Origin of the sequence: Lentzea sp. DG1S-22 (assembly GCF_036321065.1) — a bacterium.
In the GTDB taxonomy this organism is placed as follows: domain Bacteria; phylum Actinomycetota; class Actinomycetes; order Mycobacteriales; family Pseudonocardiaceae; genus Lentzea; species Lentzea jiangxiensis.
In genome coordinates this window covers 8,298,682-8,315,383 of the sequence record NZ_CP143276.1, presented here as the reverse complement: position 1 = coordinate 8,315,383, position 16,702 = coordinate 8,298,682, and the positions used below count along the sequence as shown (strand labels likewise).

General features: G+C 72.0%; 18 protein-coding genes. 11 read left to right on the top strand and 7 right to left on the bottom strand.

The features are described 5' to 3' along the window. Positions 1 to 7: 7 nt before the first annotated feature. Entirely contained in the window at positions 8 to 1,447 is a 1,440-nt protein-coding gene (locus V1227_RS39670) for a PucR family transcriptional regulator (protein ID WP_329790200.1), read from the bottom strand. A 140-nt stretch (positions 1,448 to 1,587) separates the two neighbouring features. On the opposite strand from V1227_RS39670, the gene uraH reads away from it, so the two are divergent. The 9 genes from uraH to V1227_RS39625 all read left to right on the top strand — a co-directional run bounded on the left by uraH (position 1,588) and on the right by V1227_RS39625 (position 10,071). After that, positions 1,588 to 1,890: a hydroxyisourate hydrolase gene (uraH, locus tag V1227_RS39665; protein WP_329790199.1), complete on the top strand. Its 303-nt coding sequence runs from the start codon at positions 1,588 to 1,590 to the stop codon at positions 1,888 to 1,890. A gap of 2 nt (positions 1,891 to 1,892) precedes the next feature. Beyond that, positions 1,893 to 2,753 (top strand): FAD binding domain-containing protein, encoded by an 861-nt coding sequence (locus V1227_RS39660; protein WP_329790198.1) that lies wholly within the window; start codon positions 1,893 to 1,895, stop codon positions 2,751 to 2,753. Beyond that, positions 2,744 to 3,205, top strand: a complete 462-nt coding sequence (locus tag V1227_RS39655) for a (2Fe-2S)-binding protein (RefSeq protein WP_236217277.1) — start codon at positions 2,744 to 2,746, stop codon at positions 3,203 to 3,205. Before V1227_RS39660 ends, V1227_RS39655 begins: the two co-directional genes overlap by 10 nt. Beyond that, entirely contained in the window at positions 3,202 to 4,554 is a 1,353-nt protein-coding gene (locus tag V1227_RS39650; protein WP_329790197.1) for an 8-oxoguanine deaminase, read from the top strand. Before V1227_RS39655 ends, V1227_RS39650 begins: the two co-directional genes overlap by 4 nt. After that, positions 4,551 to 6,737 carry a molybdopterin cofactor-binding domain-containing protein gene (locus tag V1227_RS39645; RefSeq protein ID WP_329790196.1) on the top strand — a complete coding sequence of 729 codons (2,187 nt, stop codon included), beginning with the start codon at positions 4,551 to 4,553 and terminating at the stop codon, positions 6,735 to 6,737. Before V1227_RS39650 ends, V1227_RS39645 begins: the two co-directional genes overlap by 4 nt. Positions 6,738 to 6,757: 20 nt before the next feature. Continuing rightward, the gene (locus tag V1227_RS39640) at positions 6,758 to 7,219 is read left to right on the top strand and encodes a nucleoside deaminase (RefSeq protein ID WP_329790195.1); all 462 of its coding nucleotides are present in this window, start codon (positions 6,758 to 6,760) and stop codon (positions 7,217 to 7,219) included. A gap of 93 nt (positions 7,220 to 7,312) precedes the next feature. Beyond that, the gene (locus V1227_RS39635) at positions 7,313 to 8,719 is read left to right on the top strand and encodes an NCS2 family permease (RefSeq protein ID WP_329790194.1); all 1,407 of its coding nucleotides are present in this window, start codon (positions 7,313 to 7,315) and stop codon (positions 8,717 to 8,719) included. Between the two features lie 55 nt (positions 8,720 to 8,774). Further along, positions 8,775 to 9,857, top strand: a complete 1,083-nt coding sequence (locus tag V1227_RS39630; RefSeq protein ID WP_442916424.1) for an XdhC family protein — start codon at positions 8,775 to 8,777, stop codon at positions 9,855 to 9,857. Continuing rightward, complete coding sequence (locus tag V1227_RS39625) at positions 9,742 to 10,071, top strand: allophanate hydrolase-related protein (RefSeq protein WP_442916569.1); 330 nt, start codon at positions 9,742 to 9,744, stop codon at positions 10,069 to 10,071. The genes V1227_RS39630 and V1227_RS39625 overlap by 116 nt, the downstream gene beginning before the upstream one ends. Positions 10,072 to 10,224: 153 nt before the next feature. On the opposite strand, the gene V1227_RS39620 is transcribed toward V1227_RS39625, so the two are convergent. The 5 genes from V1227_RS39620 to V1227_RS39600 all read right to left on the bottom strand — a co-directional run bounded on the left by V1227_RS39620 (position 10,225) and on the right by V1227_RS39600 (position 14,727). Next, positions 10,225 to 10,851, bottom strand: a complete 627-nt coding sequence (locus V1227_RS39620; RefSeq protein WP_329790192.1) for a response regulator transcription factor — start codon at positions 10,849 to 10,851, stop codon at positions 10,225 to 10,227. 121 nt (positions 10,852 to 10,972) lie between these two features. Continuing rightward, positions 10,973 to 12,127 (bottom strand): sensor histidine kinase, encoded by a 1,155-nt coding sequence (locus V1227_RS39615; protein ID WP_236217751.1) that lies wholly within the window; start codon positions 12,125 to 12,127, stop codon positions 10,973 to 10,975. A 9-nt stretch (positions 12,128 to 12,136) separates the two neighbouring features. Further along, entirely contained in the window at positions 12,137 to 12,862 is a 726-nt protein-coding gene (locus V1227_RS39610; protein ID WP_329790191.1) for an ABC transporter permease, read from the bottom strand. Further along, positions 12,846 to 13,739: an ABC transporter ATP-binding protein gene (locus V1227_RS39605; protein WP_329790190.1), complete on the bottom strand. Its 894-nt coding sequence runs from the start codon at positions 13,737 to 13,739 to the stop codon at positions 12,846 to 12,848. Before V1227_RS39605 ends, V1227_RS39610 begins: the two co-directional genes overlap by 17 nt. A 79-nt stretch (positions 13,740 to 13,818) precedes the next feature. Continuing rightward, complete coding sequence (locus V1227_RS39600; protein WP_329790189.1) at positions 13,819 to 14,727, bottom strand: LysR family transcriptional regulator; 909 nt, start codon at positions 14,725 to 14,727, stop codon at positions 13,819 to 13,821. Positions 14,728 to 14,881: 154 nt separating this feature from the next. Between V1227_RS39600 and V1227_RS39595 the strand changes: the two genes are divergently transcribed. Continuing rightward, positions 14,882 to 15,700, top strand: coding sequence for an SDR family NAD(P)-dependent oxidoreductase (locus tag V1227_RS39595; protein ID WP_329790188.1), 819 nt, complete (start codon positions 14,882 to 14,884; stop codon positions 15,698 to 15,700). Here the strand turns inward: V1227_RS39595 and V1227_RS39590 are convergent. Further along, positions 15,693 to 16,283: a TetR/AcrR family transcriptional regulator gene (locus V1227_RS39590; protein WP_236217300.1), complete on the bottom strand. Its 591-nt coding sequence runs from the start codon at positions 16,281 to 16,283 to the stop codon at positions 15,693 to 15,695. The genes V1227_RS39595 and V1227_RS39590 overlap by 8 nt on opposite strands. A 79-nt stretch (positions 16,284 to 16,362) precedes the next feature. Here V1227_RS39590 and V1227_RS39585 point away from each other — a divergent pair, with 79 nt between their 5' ends. Further along, positions 16,363 to 16,692 carry an antibiotic biosynthesis monooxygenase family protein gene (locus tag V1227_RS39585; RefSeq protein ID WP_090103257.1) on the top strand — a complete coding sequence of 110 codons (330 nt, stop codon included), beginning with the start codon at positions 16,363 to 16,365 and terminating at the stop codon, positions 16,690 to 16,692. Positions 16,693 to 16,702: the final 10 nt, after the last annotated feature.

The window sequence follows — 16,702 nt, the reverse complement described above, 5'->3', positions numbered from 1 at the left end:
TCCCAAGCTACCCCGCCTGCAACGCCAGGAAGAGGTCCACGCGCGCCTCGAACTCCGCGAGGTCGACGCCCAGCAGTCCCTCGACCCGGCCGACCCGGTACCGCAGCGTGTTGACGTGGACGTGCAACCGGGCGGCGGCCGCGGTCCACGAGCCGGAGCAGTCGAGGAACACCTTCAGCGTGCCGACGAGGTCCGAGCCGTGTTCGGCGTCGTAGTCGAGGACCGGTCCGAGGAGGCGGCGGCGCAACGAGGTGCGCAGCTCCTCCGGCACGCCCGCGAGCAGCAGTTGGTGCAGTGCGATCTCCTCGCCCGCCACCACGCACGTGCGGCCGCCGCGTCGTTCGCCCAGGCGGCGTGCGTGCGCGGCCTCTTCCGCGGCTCCCCGCAGGCCGCGCCACTCGACCGGCGAGCTGATGCCGACGAGCACGCGGGACGAGCCGAGGCCCGGTTCCATCACGCGCATCGCCTCGCGGACGTCGTCGGGTTGTGAGTCGCCGGCTTTCGCCACGGCGTAGACGGTGTCGCCGACGGGGGTCACCAGCGCCCGGGGCAGCGTCTCCTCCAGCACCGCTGCGGCGAGGTCCGTGCGCTGGTCGGACGTCACGGCGCTGATGACGCGCAGGCGGGCTCGTTCCAGGCCGGCGGCGGCGAGGCGGGACTCGAGGTCGGCCGAGCCGCTCAGGACGGCGGAGACCAAGGGGGCGGCGGTGCGGTTCTCGATCTGGCGGCCCTGGGCCTGGCGCAGGCGTTCCAGGCCGACCAGCGACGCGAGCTCGGCGGCGGCCTCCTGCTGCACCGGGCCGCCGACGACGAGGATCCAGCTGGTGAGGCGGGTGCCGCCGCGTTCGGAGACGGGCACGAGGGTCATGCCCCTGACCGTCTTCGGCAGCCGGTCGGCCTGGAGGAACTCCTTCACGAGCGTCAGGCGGTCCGGCAGCGCGCCGCCCGCGACGACCCGGCCGGCGGTGGAGAGCACCCAGCAGGGCGCGTTCAGCTCGTGGCCGCCCGCCAGCAGCAGCGCGGACAGGCCGGAGCCCTCGGCGACGACGTTCAGCAGGCGGCGGTGCCGTGAGAGGCCGGCCAGCTCCATCGAGACGCGTTCGGTGATGGTCGCGAACGAGAGGTCGACGGGCACTTCGAGCAACGGCACGTGGTGGCGCAGGCAGGCTTCGACCAGGTCGGACGGCAGCGCGCGGTTCTCGGTCTCGGACGCGGCGAGGCCCGCGACGCGCGCGGAGGCGAGCGAGCGGACGAACGTCTCGGAGTCCTGCGGGCCGTGGTGCCAGAGCAGGCCGGAGAGCACGAGCTCCCCGCCGGACAGGTACCGGCTGGGGTCGGGCAGCTCCGTTCCGTACACGCGGGTGACCGTGCGGTCGAGCTGGTCCTCACCGGTGTGCAGGCTCAGGCGCAGTTCCGGCATCCCCAGCAACGTCCGCAGCAACAGCATGACAGGTCACTTTCGTCCATTCGTGTTTGTAGGAAAGCACAAATCCTCGTTGTGCAGGAGCCCGGCGATTCATGTACTTCTGCCGTAGAGGAAGGCAGCCGTGCCTCTGTGTACTGGCTCACAACCGGAGGGGAGGGCGAGTGACGATCTCCACGCACGTGCTGGACGCGGCGCGCGGCAAGCCGTTCACGGGCATCGCCGTGTCGCTGCAGCGCCGCGACGGGACAGAGGTGGCGAGCGCCGAGACGGACGCCGACGGACGGATCACCGGATGGGGTGAGGGTCTGGAGGCCGGGGTCTACCGGCTGGTGTTCGACACCGCGCGGGCCGCGCCGTTCTTCCCCGAGGTCGTGCTCACCTTCGACTACTCCGACCCCGCGCAGCACTACCACGTGCCGCTGCTGCTGTCGCCGTTCGCCTACTCCACCTACCGAGGTAGCTGACGATGGACTTCCTTCGACCGGAGACGCTCGCGGAGGCGTTGGAGCTCAAGGCCTCGCGGCCGGACGCCGTGCCGATCGCCGGCGGCACCGACGTGATGGTGGAGCTGAACTTCGACCACCGCAGGCCCGCCGCGCTGCTCGACCTGACCCGCGTCCCCGAGCTGCGGCGGTGGTCCGACGGGCTGCGGATCGGTGCCGGCGTGCCGTACGTGCGCATCATCGACGAGCTCGGCGCGCAGCTGCCCGGCCTCGCGATGGCCTCGCGCACGGTCGGGTCGCCGCAGATCCGCAACCGCGGCACGGTCGGCGGCAACCTGGGTGCCGCCTCCCCCGCCGGGGACACGCACCCGGTGCTGCTGGCGTCGGACGCGGTCATCGAGGTGGCCTCCGTGCGCGGCACGCGGATGATCCCGGCCGCCGAGTTCTACCTGGGCGTGAAGCGCAACGCCCTGGAGCAGGACGAACTGATCGTGGCGGTGCACCTCACGCCTGCCGAGGGGCCGCAGCAGTTCTCGAAGGTCGGCACGCGCAACGCCATGGTGATCGCGGTGTGCTCGTTCGCGATCTCGCTGTTCCCGCGGGAGAACCGCGTCGGCGCGGCGGTCGGGTCGGCCGCGCCGACGCCGCGGCGGGCGCCGGAGGCGGAGCAGTTCCTGGCGTCGGCGCTGGACTTCCGCGACCCGAAGCCGTTGCTGGACTCGGTGAAGCGCGAGTTCGGGGAACTGGTCTCGCGGGCCGCGTCGCCGATCGACGACGTGCGCGGCTCGGCGGCGTACCGCAAGCACGCCTTGGCAGTGATGGCACGCAGGACGCTGGGCTGGGCCTGGCAGGAACTTCTCGACGGGGAGCGGGCATGCGCGTGAACGTGACGGTCAACGGCGAGCAACGCCAGGCCGACGACGTGTGGGAGGGCGAGTCGCTGCTGTTCGTGCTGCGCGAACGGCTCGGGCTGCCGGGGTCGAAGAACGCCTGCGAGCAGGGCGAGTGCGGTTCGTGCACGGTCTACCTCGACAACGTGCCGGTGTGCGCGTGCCTGGTCGCGGCCGGGCAGGCGCAGGACCGCGAGGTGCGCACGGTCGAGGGGCTCGCCGAGGGCGACCGGCTCGACCCCGTGCAGGAGGCGTTCGTCGAGGCGGGCGCGGTGCAGTGCGGCTTCTGCACGCCCGGTCTCGTCGTCCAGGCGCACGACCTGCTCGACCGCGTGCCGAACCCGTCCGACCCGGAGATCCGCGAGGCGCTCGCCGGGAACCTGTGCCGCTGCACCGGGTACGAGAAGATCCTGGACGCCGTGCGACTGGCGGCGTCGCGCCGATGATCGTCCTCGACCGCTGTGCGGTGTCCACTGTGGACGAGGCTGGGACCGAGCACGCGTCCGGGCACGTGGTGGTCGAGAACGGGCGGATCTCCTCCGTCGCTTCTGGTCCCGCCCCACGGCCCTCCGAGGCGCACACGTACGTCGACGCGTCGTCGTGCCTCGTCACCCCGGGCCTGATCAACACCCACCACCACCTCTACCAGTGGGCGACGCGCGGGCTCGCGACCGACGCCACGCTGTTCGAGTGGCTGACCACCCTCTACCCGGTGTGGCGCGGGCTCGACGACACCGTGACGCACGCGGCGGCGTCCGCGGGCCTGGCCAAGCTGGCGTTGACGGGCTGCACGCTCGCCGCCGACCACCACTACGTCTTCCCCTCCGGCGGCGGTGACGTGTTCGACGCGCTCGTGTCGGCGGGGCGGCGGATCGGGATCCGGCTGGAGGCGGTCCGCGGGTCGATGGACCGCGGCCGGTCCCAGGGCGGGCTGCCGCCGGACAACCTCGTGGAGGAGACCGAGGCCGCGCTGATCGCGACCGAGCGGGCCATCGGCGACCACCACTCGACCGCGGACGACGCCCTGGTCCGCGTCGCCGTCGGCCCCTGTTCGCCGTTCTCGGTGTCGAAGGAGCTGATGACCGGTGCGGCCTCTCTCGCGCGGCGGCACGGCGTCCGCCTGCACACGCACCTCGCCGAGACGAAGGACGAGGAAGAGCAGTGCCTGGCCGAGAACGGCTGCACGCCGACCGAGTACGCCGAGCAACTGGGCTGGCTGGGCCCGGACGTGTGGCTCGCGCACACCGTGCACCTGAACTCCGACGCGGTGAAGCGGCTCGGGGCCACGTCGACCGGGTCGGCGCACTGCCCGACGTCCAACGGACGGCTGGGCACCGGGATCGCGCCGGTCCGCGACCTGCTGGACGCCGGCGCACCGGTCGGCCTCGGTGTCGACGGCGCCGCGTCCAACGAGGACGGCGGGCTGGTCGTCGAGCTGCGATCGGCGCTCCACCAGGCACGTCAGCGCGGCGGACCGGCCGCGATGAACGCCCGCGAGGCGTTGTGGATGGGGACGATGGGCGGCGCGCGGGTGCTGGGCCGCGCGGACTCGCTGGGCTCGATCGAGCCGGGCAAGGTCGCGGACCTCGCCGTGTGGGACCTGTCGGGCCTGGACCACGCGGGCATCGCGGACCCGGTGGCGGCACTCGTCCTCGGCACTCCCCCGCCGCTGAAACTGCTGGTCGTGGGCGGTGAGGTCGTGGTGCGGGACGGAGTCCTGCTGACGGCCTCGACCGACGAGCTGGCGCGCGACCTCTCCGCCGCCAGTGCCAAGCTCCAGGAGGCTGTGCGATGACCCTCACCCCCACCGAGCTCACGTCCGCTGTCTCGGGCGGCATCGGGACGTCACCACAGCGCCCGGACGGCAACCTGAAGGTGCGCGGAGAGTTCGCCTACGCCTCCGACCTGTGGCACGAGGACATGATCTGGGGCGCGACCCTGCGCTCGCCGCACCCGTACGCCCGCATCACGTCGGTGGACATCACCGAGGCGTTGAAGGTGCCGGGTGTGCACGCGGTGCTGACGCACTCGGACGTGCCCGGCCGCAACCTGTACGGCCTGGAGCACAAGGACCAGCCGGTGCTGGCCGTGGACGTCGTGCGCTACCAGGGCGAACCGGTCGCGCTGGTCGGCGCCGACCACCCCGAGACCGCGCTGCGGGCGATGAAGAAGATCGTCGTGACGTACGACGTGCTGGAACCCGTGGTGGACATGGAGACGGCCGTGGACGACACGCCGTTGCACCCCGGCGGCAACCTCGTGCGGCACGTGCCGATCCGGCGGGGCTCGCAGGACGTCACGGCCGAGGTCGTCGTGAGCGGGCGCTACGAGGTCGGCATGCAGGACCAGGCGTTCCTCGGGCCGGAGTCCGGGCTCGCGGTGCCCGCGACCGACGGCTCGGTGGACCTCTACATCGCGACGCAGTGGCTGCACGTCGACCGCGACCAGATCGCGGCGGCGCTGGGGTTGCCGCAGGAGCGGGTGCGGCTGACGCTGTCCGGTGTCGGCGGCGCGTTCGGCGGTCGCGAGGACCTGTCGATGCAGGTGCACGCGTGCCTGCTGGCCCTGCACACCGGCAAGCCGGTGAAGATGGTCTACAACCGCGAGGAGTCGTTCTACGGCCACGTGCACCGGCACCCGGCGGTGCTCTACTACGAGCACGGCGCCGACCGCAGCGGCAAGCTCGTCTACGTCCGGGCGAAGATGTACCTCGACGGCGGCGCTTACGCCTCTTCGACTCCCGCTGTCGTGGCCAACGCGGCGACGCTGGGTGTCGGTCCGTACGAGGTCGACAACGTCACGGTCGACGCGTACGGCGTCTACACGAACAACCCGCCGTGCGGCGCGATGCGCGGATTCGGCGCTGTGCAGGCGGGTTTCGCCTACGAGTCCCAGATGGACAAGCTGGCGGAGGCGCTGGGCATGTCCCCCGTCGACGTGCGGATCCGCAACGCCATGACCGAGGGCTCCACGATGCCGACCGGGCAGGTGGTCGACTCGGCCGCGCCCGTCGCGCAGCTGCTGAAGCTGGTGCAGGACAAGCCGTTGCCCGCCGGCACCTCGACCGACATCCGCGAGCTGCCCGGTGGCGTCTCGAACACGACGCACGGCGAGGGCGTCGTCCGCGGTGTCGGGTACGCGGTCGGCATCAAGAACATCTGCTTCTCCGAGGGCTACGACGACTACTCGACCGCTCGGGTGCGCGTCTCGATGGTCAACGGCGAGCTGGCCGCCGCGGTGCACACCGCCGCGTGCGAGGTCGGCCAGGGCCTGGTGACGATCATGCAGCAGATCGTGCGGACCGAGCTCGGCATCGAGCGCGTCACCGTCCTGCCGATGGACACGACGATCGGCAACGGCGGTTCGACCTCGGCCTCGCGCCAGACGTACGTGACCGGTGGCGCGGTGAAGGCCGCGTGCGCGCTGGTCAAGGCACGCCTGGACGGCCGCACCGACATCGGCGACGAGGTGATCGACGAGACCACCGAGTGGCGCCACCGCGCGACCGAGGCCATCGACCCCGAGACGGGGCAGGGCAACGCGCACGTCCAGTACGGCTTCGCGGCCCACCGCGCGGTCGTCGACGTGGACGTCGACCTCGGCCTGGTGCGCGTCGTGGCGCTGGACTGCGCGCAGGACGTGGGCAAGGCGCTGAACCCGCAGGCCGTGGTGGGCCAGATCCAGGGCGGCTCCGCCCAGGGCCTCGGCCTCGCGGTGATGGAGGAGATCCAGACCTCCGGCGGCAAGGTGCGCAACCCGTCGTTCACCGACTACCTCATCCCGACCGTGCTCGACATGCCGCCGATGAGCATCGACGTGCTCGAGCTCGCCGACCCCCACGCCCCGTACGGCATCCGCGGCGTCGGCGAACCACCCACCATCTCGTCGACCCCGGCGATCGTGGCGGCGATCCGCGCGGCGACCGGCCTGGCGCTCACCCGCGTCCCGGTCCGCCCGGAACACCTCACCGGTACCTGATCCTCCTGGAGCTCCCTGCTGTGAACGCACATCTGCTCGCCACCATCGACCTGGCCACCCGCAACGTGGCCTCCGGGGGCGGCCCGTTCGGCGCGATGATCGTCCGGGACGGCGAGGTGATCGCCACCGGTGTGAACCAGGTGACGCCGACGCTCGACCCCACCGCGCACGCCGAGGTGGTCGCGATCCGCGCCGCCTGCCGGGCGCTCGGCGACTTCAAGCTGGCCGGCTGCACGCTGATCTCCTCGTGCGAGCCGTGCCCCCTGTGCCTGTCCGCCGCGCTGTGGGCGCGCGTGGACGAGGTCGTGTACGCCGCCGACCGCCACGACGCGGCGGCGGCCGGTTTCGACGACCGGGAGTTCTACGAGCTGTTCAGCAGGCCCCGCGACGAGTGGGACCTGCCCGTGCACCGGATCTCCACCGGCGAGGACAACACCCCGTTCACCGCGTGGACGTCCCTCGCGAACCGTATCGACTACTAGAGGCCACAAGCCCGACTGGCTGACCGGAGCTGCATCGCACCAACGCGTTCCGGCGTTGGAACGCGCCCACCGGCATGGGAAAGGCCGTCCTCCATGACACAGTTGCGGAGCCGACAACCGGCGTCGGTCCTCGACCACTTCTTCCGCATCACCGAACGTGGCAGCTCCCTGGGCCGTGAGGTCCGCGGTGGCATCACGACGTTCGTCGCGATGTCGTACATCGTGCTGCTGAACCCGCTGATCCTCGGCGCGTCCGCCGACATCACCGGCGCCGAGCTCACCACCGCCGAGATCACCACGGCGACCGCGCTGGCCGCGGGCGTCATGACCGTCCTCATGGGACTGGTCGGCAACGCGCCGCTCGCGATGGCGGCGGGCCTCGGCGTCAACGGCGTGGTGGCGTTCCAGATGGCGCCGGCCATGACGTGGGCGCAGGCCTTCGGGCTGGTGGTGCTGGAAGGCGTCTGCATCGTGGTCATGGCCGCTTCCGGGGTCCGCGAGCGGATCATCACCGCGATCCCGGAGCCGTTGAAGATCGCGATCACCGTCGGCATCGGGCTCTACATCGCGCTGGTGGGCCTGGTCTCCGCCGGTTTCGTGACGCGCACGCCGGACGCCGCCGGGTCGGCGGTGCCGGTGCGGATGGGCGTGGACGGCCACCTGAGCGGCTGGCCGATCGCGATCTTCTGCCTCGGCCTGCTGCTGATGATCGTCCTGATGGCGCGCGGGGTGCCGGGTGCCGTGCTGATCAGCATCGTCGGGGCCACGGCCGTCGCGGTCGTCGTGAACGCGGTGTTCGACGTCTCCGGCTGGGGCCTCGTGACGCCGACCCTGCCGTCTTCGGTCGTCAGCTCACCGGACTTCGGTCTCCTCGGGCGCGTGGACCTGTTCGGCGGCTTCGTGTCGGCGGGCGTGGTCGCGGCGACGGTCTTCCTGTTCACGCTGGTGCTGTCCGGGTTCTTCGACGCCATGGGCACGATCACGTCGGTGTCCGACGAGGCGGGCCTGACCAGGGACGGCAAGGTCGAGGGCATGGGCCGGATCCTCGTGGTCGACGGCGCCGGCGCGATCGCCGGCGGCGTCACGGGGTCCGCCCCGAACACCGTGTTCCTGGAGTCGGCCGCGGGCGTCGGCGAAGGCGCCCGGACCGGCCTGGCCTCGGTGGTGACCGGCGGGCTGTTCCTGGTGGCGCTGCTCTTCACACCACTCGCGACGGTCGTGCCCGCCCAGGCCGCGGCTCCGGCGCTGGTGGTGATCGGCGGCCTGATGATGACCCAGATCCGCCGGATCCCTTGGCAGGAAACGGACTACACGATCCCCGTCTTCCTGACCATCGCCATCATCCCGTTCACCTACTCCATCACCAACGGCATCGGCGCGGGCCTCGTGTCCTACGTCGTGCTGCGCGTCTGCAAGGGCCGCTGGCCCGGCTGGCTGATGACCGGCCTCGCGCTGATGTTCGCCGTGTACTTCGGCGTGGACCTGATCAGCGGCAGGTGACCGCGTGGCCCGGCCGGCGGCCACCCGGCCGGGCCCCCGTTCCGAGGAGGGCTCGATGCGTGACCTCGCTTCGACTTTGCTGTCGTGGGACCGGTTCGCGGTCGCCTCGGTGGTGGCTGTGCGCGGCAGCGCGCCCCGGCCGGTCGGCGCCGCGATGGCCGTGGGCCCGTCGGGCCAGGTGGCCGGCAGCGTGTCCGGCGGGTGCGTGGAGGCCGAGGTGTACGACCTCGCGTGCCAGGTGCTGTCGACGTCCGAGCCCGTTCTGGCGACGTTCGGCTACTCCGACGACACCGCGTTCGCCGTCGGCCTGACCTGCGGCGGGTCGCTGGACGTGCTGGTGCAGCGCGACACGCCGTCGTTGCGCGCGGCTCTCGAGGCCTCCGTCGCCGGGCACCCGGTCTCGGTCCGCTTCGAGGCGGAGGGCCGGGTGTTCACCGAGTCGTGGACACCGCCTCCGCGCCTGCTGGTGTTCGGCGCCATCGACCACGCCGCCGCCGTCGCCGAAGTGGGCCGTTTCCTCGGCTACCACGTGACGGTGTGCGACGCGCGCCCCGTTTTCGCGACGCCCGAACGCTTCCCCGCGGCGCACTCGGTCGTCGTCGACTGGCCGCACCGCTACCTCGCCGCCACCCACACCGACGCCTCCACCGCCGTCGTCGTGCTGACCCACGACCCGAAGTTCGACGTCCCGGTGCTCGTGGAGGCCCTGTCCCGCCCGCTGGCGTTCGTGGGCGCGCTGGGTTCCCGCCGCACGCACGCCGAGCGCCTGGCCCACCTGCGTGCCGAAGGCGTTCCCGAGGCCGCACTGGCCCGGCTCCGTTCGCCCATCGGCCTCGACCTCGGCGGCCGCAGCCCGGCCGAGACCGCCGTCTCCATCGCCGCCGAGCTGGTGGCCCTGCGGCACGGCGGTACGGGCCTGCCGCTGTCGGACCTGTCCTCCCCCATCCACCGGACCCTGGAGAGCCATGGCACTGATCTTCCTCAACGGCGGCGGCATGAGGGGCGGACCGCTGCACCCGCAGCTGCAGGGCACTCCGATGGTGTGCCGGGCGCGCAGTGCGCCGAAGTACCGGTACTTCTCGGTGCGGGACCAGTTCCCCGCGATGCACGAGTCGGGCTCGGCCTCGGTGGTGGGTGAGCTCTACGACCTGCCGCTGAAGGTCCTGCGCGACCACCTCGTCCCCGCCGAGCCCGCCGAACTGGAGATCGGCGTCATCGAACTGGAGGACGGCAGCGCCGCCCTGGCCACCGTGCTGCGCGACGCGGTGGTCGAACCGTTGCTCCGATCGGGTGACATCCGGGACATCTCGTATCTCGGGGACTGGCGCGCGTTCCTACATCACGAGGGGTGAGGGAAGTGGCATCGGGGGGGTGCCACCGGCAAGGGGGAGTTGCCGCAGCGGCGGGACCACCCGAAGTGGTCCCGCCGCGGGGGTCCCTCAGCCCCGCGCAGCAGACGACGCGCAGGCCGGCACCCGTGCGGGCCGGCCGCCTCTCCGGCGCCCTCAGCTCTCCCGCCCCACCTTGAGCAGCCCGCGCTCGTACGCCACCGCGACGGCCGCCGCCCGGTCCGAGACGCCCAGCTTCGCGTAGACGTGCAGCAGGTGCGTCTTCACCGTCGCCTCGCTGATGAACAGCGCCGCCGCCACCGCCCGGTTCGTGGTCCCCTTCGCCACCAGTGCGAGCACGTCGAGCTCGCGCGCCGACAACGGCTCCAGCGCGGGCTCCCGCACCTGCCCCAGCAGCCTCGTGGCCACCGCGGGCGACAGCACGGCCTCGCCCGAGTGCGCCGCACGGATCGCGCGCTGCAGCTCATCGCGAGGCGTGTCCTTCAACAGGTAACCGGTGGCGCCCGCCTTGATGGCCGGCAGCACGTCGCGGTCCGTGTCGTAGGTGGTGAGCACCAGGACGCGGCACGGGTGGCCGCGCAGCCGTTCGATCGCCGACACGCCGTCCGAGCCCGGCATGCGCAGGTCCATGAGCACCACGTCCGGCGACACGGCCGTGACGACGGCGACCGCCTCGTCCCCCGAGGCCGCCTCGCCCACCACCTCGAAGTCGCCCGACGAGAGCATGCCGCGCAGACCGTCCCTGACGACCGGGTGGTCGTCGACGATGACCAGCCGGATCACGCGACCACCCCGAAGCGCCCAGCCGCACCCGACGCGCACCTCGAGCGATCACTCCCCCGCACGACGCACTCCAGCCAGCCACTCACAGCGCACCACCCCATCCACCACCCCATCCACCACCTCACGCCGGCACCCGAGCCGAGATCGCCGTCCCCGCCCCGGGCTCCGACTCCACGAACAACGCCCCCGACAGCCGGTGCACCCGGTGCCTCATCGCGGGCAGCCCGAAGCCCGGCGACGGCACGGTGAGGTCGAACCCCACGCCGTCGTCGCGCACGTCGAGCGTCACCACGTCCTCCATGTAGGACAGGGTCAGCCCCACCCGCGAGGCCGAGGCGTGCTTCGCCACGTTGGCGAGGGCTTCCTGCGCCGTGCGCAGCAGCGCGACCTCCACCTCCGGGTGCGTTTCGCGCACGGAGCCGGTCAGCGTCACCGACACCGGGACGCCGTTCAGCGCCGACCAGCCCGCGGCCACCTCGTCCAGCGCCTCGTGCAGCGCGGCGGAGTCGAGGGCCGGCGGGCGCAGGGCGTGCACCGAGCGGCGGGCCTCGGTCAGGTTCGTGCGGGCCAGGCCGGTGGCCACCGCCACGCGGCGCTCCCAGTCGGCGGGGGTGGCCGCCGACAGCTGCGTGATGATGCCCGCCAGGCCCTGGGCCAGGGTGTCGTGGATCTCCCCGGCCAGGCGGTGGCGTTCGTCCTGCACACCCGCCTCGTGCGCCTGCACGAGGAGCTGGGCGTGCAGGCCCTCGTTCTCCTCCAGCAGTTCCTTGCGCAGGCGGGACTGCTCGGTCGTCACGTGGCCGACGTACGTGAACGTGCACGCCACCACCACGAAGATGAGCAGCAGCAGCCAGAAGGCCGCCTCCGCGCCCTCGGGCGGGTAGCCGCCGAACAACGACAGCGTCGCCAGCGCGGCGGTGATCGCCACGACGAAGAACATCCAGCGGCCGCGCAGGACCTCGCTCGCGAAGAGGTAGACCGCGAACGACACCGCGCCGAACCAGTGATCGCGCAGGCCCAGCACCGCGTAGAACACGACCATGCCACCGATGAACACGGCCATGAGCTCCGTGCGCTTGTGCCACGCGGGATGCAGCGTGAACCACCACACCATCCACGCGTAACCGAACGCCACGACGCCATAGGTGAACCAGCGCTCCGAGGCCGGGTGCGTGGTGAAGATCGAGTACACCACGGTGGTCACGGTCAGCACGAAGTACGGGATCACGTGGGCGATCGAGGTGAGTCTGCGCTCCCACCTGTCCAGCGCGGCCATGTCCACGAGCTACTCCCAGCGGAACGTTCTGGCCGCGACGGTACCCGCCACGAGGCTCACAAGCCCCATGATCGCGAGATGCCTCCAGTCCGGCGCGGTGCCGAGCCACGCCTGGTGCAGCGCCTCCACACCGGGAGGCGTGTACGAGCCGATCGCCTGGATCGCTGTGGGCAGCATGAACCGCGGCAGGTACACGCCACCGAGGAACATCAGCAGCATGAACACCGCCGCCGCCCAGCCGCCGGCCGCCCGCGCGGTGGGGGCCAGAGCGGCGATCACCAGGCCCAGCGCGAACGTCCCGGCGCCTCCCAGCACCAGGGCACACGCCAGGCCCAGGGGGTGGTGAGGCAGGTCGACGCCGAAAACGACGTACGCCACCACGATAGTCAGCAGCACCGACAAGATCACCGCGGCGAAGTTGACCACCATCTGGCCCACGAGCAACCGCGCCGGGCTCATGGGAGTGGTCGACAGCCGCCGCAGCACACCCTTCTCCCGGTAGGTCGCCACGACCGCCGGCACGCGCTGCAACCCGATGAACCCCAGCGTGAACACGACCAGCGACGACAGGTACCCGTCGATGAACCGCAGGCCGCCGAACTCCGGAGCGGGCGTCCGCAACGCCGGAACCGCCCCCAGCACGAGCAGGAGCACGCTCGGGAACACCACGGCGAACAACGAGTTCAGCCGGTCGCGGAGGAACAGCCGCGCCTCCACCTCAACGATCTTCAGCACCGCTACCCCCGGTCAGCTCGACGTAGGCGTCGTCCAGCGAGAGCTGGTCGACGCGCAGATGGCGCGCCACGACGTGCTTGCGCGCCAGGAAGGAAGTCACCGCGTGCAGCAGGTCCTGCGAACCGCTGACGACGAGCTGCTCGCCCACCGACGTCACCTCGGTGACCTCCGGCAGCGCCCGCAGCGCGGACAGGTCCAGGGAGTCCGACGGCACGAACCGCACCCGCGCCGCACAGTCCACGCGCGACACCAGCGCGGAGGGCGTGTCCAGCGCGACGATCCGCCCGTCGCGGAACACCGCCACCCGGTCGCAGAGCCGCTCCGCCTCCTCCATGAAGTGCGTGACCAGCAGGATCGTCACGCCGGCCGCCCGCACCTCCTCGATCACCGACCACGTGTCGCGGCGCGCCCGCGGGTCCAGCCCGGTCGTCAGCTCGTCCAGGACCGCGACCCGCGGCGACCCGATCAGGGCCAGCGCGATCGACAGCCGCTGCTTCAACCCGCCGGACAGCTGCCCGAACTCCGCCTTCAGGTGCTCGGTGAGCCCCAGCCGCCCGGACCAGTTGACCGGTGACGGGTAGAACGACGAGAACAGCGACAGCGCCTCGCCGACCCGCATCCGTTCGGGCAGCTCGGAGGCCTGCAGCTGCACGCCGATCGCGGCCCGCACGTCGGCCGGCCGCTTCCCCAGCACCGCGACGCTGCCCCGGTCCGGCGTCCGCAGCCCCGCCACGCACTCGACCGTCGTCGTCTTGCCCGCCCCGTTCGGCCCCAGGACGCCGAAGATCTCCCCCTCGGCCACCTCGAACGACACCGAGTCCACCGCGACGCGGGGCCCGTAGCGCTTCCCGAGGTCGCGCACTTCGATGATTGCCATGCGCCAAGCCTCGCCGGAACGACGGCGCCGGATCATCGAACGACGAGTCCCACCTGGGTCAACCGATCGGTTGATGCCGCTACCCGGTCTCCACGACGACGGCGCGCAGGGCGGCGGCCAGACGCGCGACCGGTTCGGGCAGCGGTCCGGGCAGGCGGGCGAGCAGCACGCGGCGCTGCTCGGCGGGCCCGCCCCGCACCGGCAGGACCCGCACACCGGCGGGCGCGACGGCGACCAGTGACGCGGGGATCGTGGTGATGCCGAACCCGGCCGCGACGAGCTGCAGCTTCGCCAGCCAGTCGCGGGCGGTGTGCGCGACGACCGGCCGTTCGTCCAGCCCCGGCCACACCCCCATCACCCAGGGGTCGCCGGGTCCGGAGATCCACCGCTGGCCCCGCAGGTCCTCGACGTCGATGTAGTCGTTGCGCGACAACGGGTGCCCGGCCGGGACAGCCACGCGCAGGCTGCGTTCGACCAGGGTGTCGACCTCCAGCGCGGGCGTCTCGTCGTCAGGCGCGCGGAACGGCGGTGCCGACGCGATGAGTGCGACGTCCAACGTGCCCGCACGCAGCGCGCGCACCAGCGCCGGTGTGTTCCCCTCGCGCGTGATGACGGTGATCGACGGATGCGTCCGTCCGAGCGCCATCAGCGCCTGGGGGACCAGCCACGCGCCCGCCGTCGCGAACCAGCCGAGCCGGACCGTGCTCTCGTCGTCCGGCAGCCCCGCGAGCTCACGGGTCCCCGCGTCGATCTCGTCGACGACGACCGCCGCCCGCCGCAGCACGAGCCGCCCGGCGGCGGTGAGCCGCACGCCGTCGTGCCGCCTTTCCAGCAGCTCCACGCCCGCCGCCCGCTCCAGCGCCGCGACCTGCCGCGAGACCGCCGACTGCGTGTACCCCAGCGCCGTCGCTGCCGCGGTCAGCGTGCCGCGCTCCGCCACCTCGCGGAACACCCTCAGGGCGACCAGCGACGCATCCGTGAAGGCCATGACATCTCCGCATACCCGGCTTGAGCAACTCTCGCTACCCGCATACCCCCGGCGACCCTAGCGTGGAGGCATGATCGCAACAGAGTTCGAATCCACCAGCACCGCCGCCCGCCCGTGGGCGCGCTTCGAGACCCTCCTCGCGAAGGCCTGACCCGTGGCGGTCGCACTGGTCACCGGAGCCACGCAGGGGCTCGGACTCGCGCTGGCCCACGGGCTCGCGCGGCGTCTGGGGCCGTCGGACACCGTCTACCTCACCGGCCGCGACGCGAGCCGCGTGGCGACCGCCGCCGAGGCCGCGCCCGCGGGTGGAGCCGAGGTTCGCGGCGCGCTGTTCGACGTCGCCGACCCCGGCGCGGCGCGGGAACTCGCCGAGCAGATCGCGCGGCGGCACGGCGGGATCGACGTCGTGATCGGCAACGCCGTGATGCTCATCGGCCCCGACGACGACCCGCGGGCGTTCATCGACGAGTACGTCCAGGTCAACAACCACGGCACCACAAGGCTTCTGCGGGCGTTCGCCCCGTTGCTGAACGACGGCGGGAAGCTGCTCGTCGTCGCCAGCTCGCTCGGCACCCTGCACCACCTGGCCCCGGTGCTGCACCGGAGGTTCACCGCTCCATCCACTTTGGACGAAATCGACGAGCAGGTCGCTCGCTGGCGTGACGAGGTCGCGGACCGGCGCACCGGGGCGTGGCCGGGCTTCGTGAACATCCCGTCGAAGATCGGCCAAGTTGCCGCCGTGCGCATCCTGGCCGCCCAACGGCGAGACGCGGACCTCGAGAGGGGCATCCTGATCGCCGCCGTGTGCCCAGGAATGATCAACACGCCGACTTCCGCGCTGTGGTGGGACGTCAGCACCGCCCCGACCCCGGACCAGGCCGCGACCGCGGTGCTGGACCTCGCCCTGAACCCGCCCGAACCGCGGCACTACGGCGAACTGGTGCGCCACGGCGAGGTGGTGCCCTTCAGCTGATGGGCTTGTCCAGCCCGTGCACCACCTGGTCGAGCAACGTCTGGATGACGGCTTCGTTGTGCTCGGTGCGCCCCGGCGTGATCATCCGCGACGTCGCCTCGACCATCGCGTGCACGAGCATCGCCCGCAGGTGCGCGCGCTGCACACCGGCCGTCGTGAAGACACCGACCAGCGGTGCCAGCAACCGTTCGTGCTCGGCCCTGATCTGCTCGCGCGACGAGTCCGGCAGCGCGTGCGCGGACAGGGCCACCACGGCCCCGTGGCTGCCGTCGGTGATGATCGCGAGCTCCGCGCGCAGGTACGCCTCGATCTTGTCCGGCACGGACGAGGCCCCGTTGACCGCGTCCTCCAGCTTGTCCGCCCACTCCGGCAGCGCGTCCGACACGATCGCCGCGACCAGTTCCTCGCGCGAGCGGAAGTACTCGTAGAGGCTCGGCCGCGACAGGCCCACGCGCCGGGCGAGCGACGCGAGCGTCAGCGCCTCCGCACCCCCGGTCGCCACGATGTCCCGCCCCGCGTCCAGCAGGGCGCGCAACCGGTTGGCGCGGTGCTCCGCCACGGTGTCTGCGCTGATCCTCGGCACACCGGAATCGTATCGCGCTTGATTTCCCGACGGGGAGTTGGAATAGTTCCCGACACAGCGTCGGAATCAGGAGGGCCCCATGTTCATCGCGACGAACCGCCTGTTCGTCCCTGCCGACCGGGCAGAGGAGTTCGAGGCCCACTTCCGCGACAACATGCGCACGTACCTGCCCGGCGTCCCCGGCCTGCTGCGCAGCACGCTGCTCAAGCCCACGAAGGACGACCAGCCGTACGTGTCGGTCAACGAGTTCGAGTCCGAGGAGCACTTCCGCGCCTGGGTCGCGTCCGACTCGTTCCGCGAGGCGCACAAGCGCAACCGCGGCATCGCGCGGCACGTCACGGGCAACGCCGTCGAGACGTTCCAGCACGCCGAGGACCTGGTGCTGCCGCAGCAGCGCGCCGAGGTGTAGGCGATACTCC

What these genes read in the sequence shown, in the direction of transcription:
- V1227_RS39670 (WP_329790200.1), bottom strand. Translation starts at nt 1,447, where the DNA reads ATGCTGTTGCTGCGGACGTTGCTGGGGATGCCGGAACTGCGCCTGAGC.
- V1227_RS39585 (WP_090103257.1), top strand. Translation starts at nt 16,363, where the DNA reads ATGTTCATCGCGACGAACCGCCTGTTCGTCCCTGCCGACCGGGCAGAG.
- V1227_RS39650 (WP_329790197.1), top strand. Translation starts at nt 3,202, where the DNA reads ATGATCGTCCTCGACCGCTGTGCGGTGTCCACTGTGGACGAGGCTGGG.
- V1227_RS39605 (WP_329790190.1), bottom strand. Translation starts at nt 13,739, where the DNA reads ATGGCAATCATCGAAGTGCGCGACCTCGGGAAGCGCTACGGGCCCCGC.
- V1227_RS39635 (WP_329790194.1), top strand. Translation starts at nt 7,313, where the DNA reads ATGACACAGTTGCGGAGCCGACAACCGGCGTCGGTCCTCGACCACTTC.
- V1227_RS39615 (WP_236217751.1), bottom strand. Translation starts at nt 12,127, where the DNA reads ATGGCCGCGCTGGACAGGTGGGAGCGCAGACTCACCTCGATCGCCCAC.
- V1227_RS39660 (WP_329790198.1), top strand. Translation starts at nt 1,893, where the DNA reads ATGGACTTCCTTCGACCGGAGACGCTCGCGGAGGCGTTGGAGCTCAAG.
- V1227_RS39630 (WP_442916424.1), top strand. Translation starts at nt 8,775, where the DNA reads ATGCGTGACCTCGCTTCGACTTTGCTGTCGTGGGACCGGTTCGCGGTC.
- V1227_RS39600 (WP_329790189.1), bottom strand. Translation starts at nt 14,727, where the DNA reads ATGGCCTTCACGGATGCGTCGCTGGTCGCCCTGAGGGTGTTCCGCGAG.
- V1227_RS39655 (WP_236217277.1), top strand. Translation starts at nt 2,744, where the DNA reads ATGCGCGTGAACGTGACGGTCAACGGCGAGCAACGCCAGGCCGACGAC.
- V1227_RS39645 (WP_329790196.1), top strand. Translation starts at nt 4,551, where the DNA reads ATGACCCTCACCCCCACCGAGCTCACGTCCGCTGTCTCGGGCGGCATC.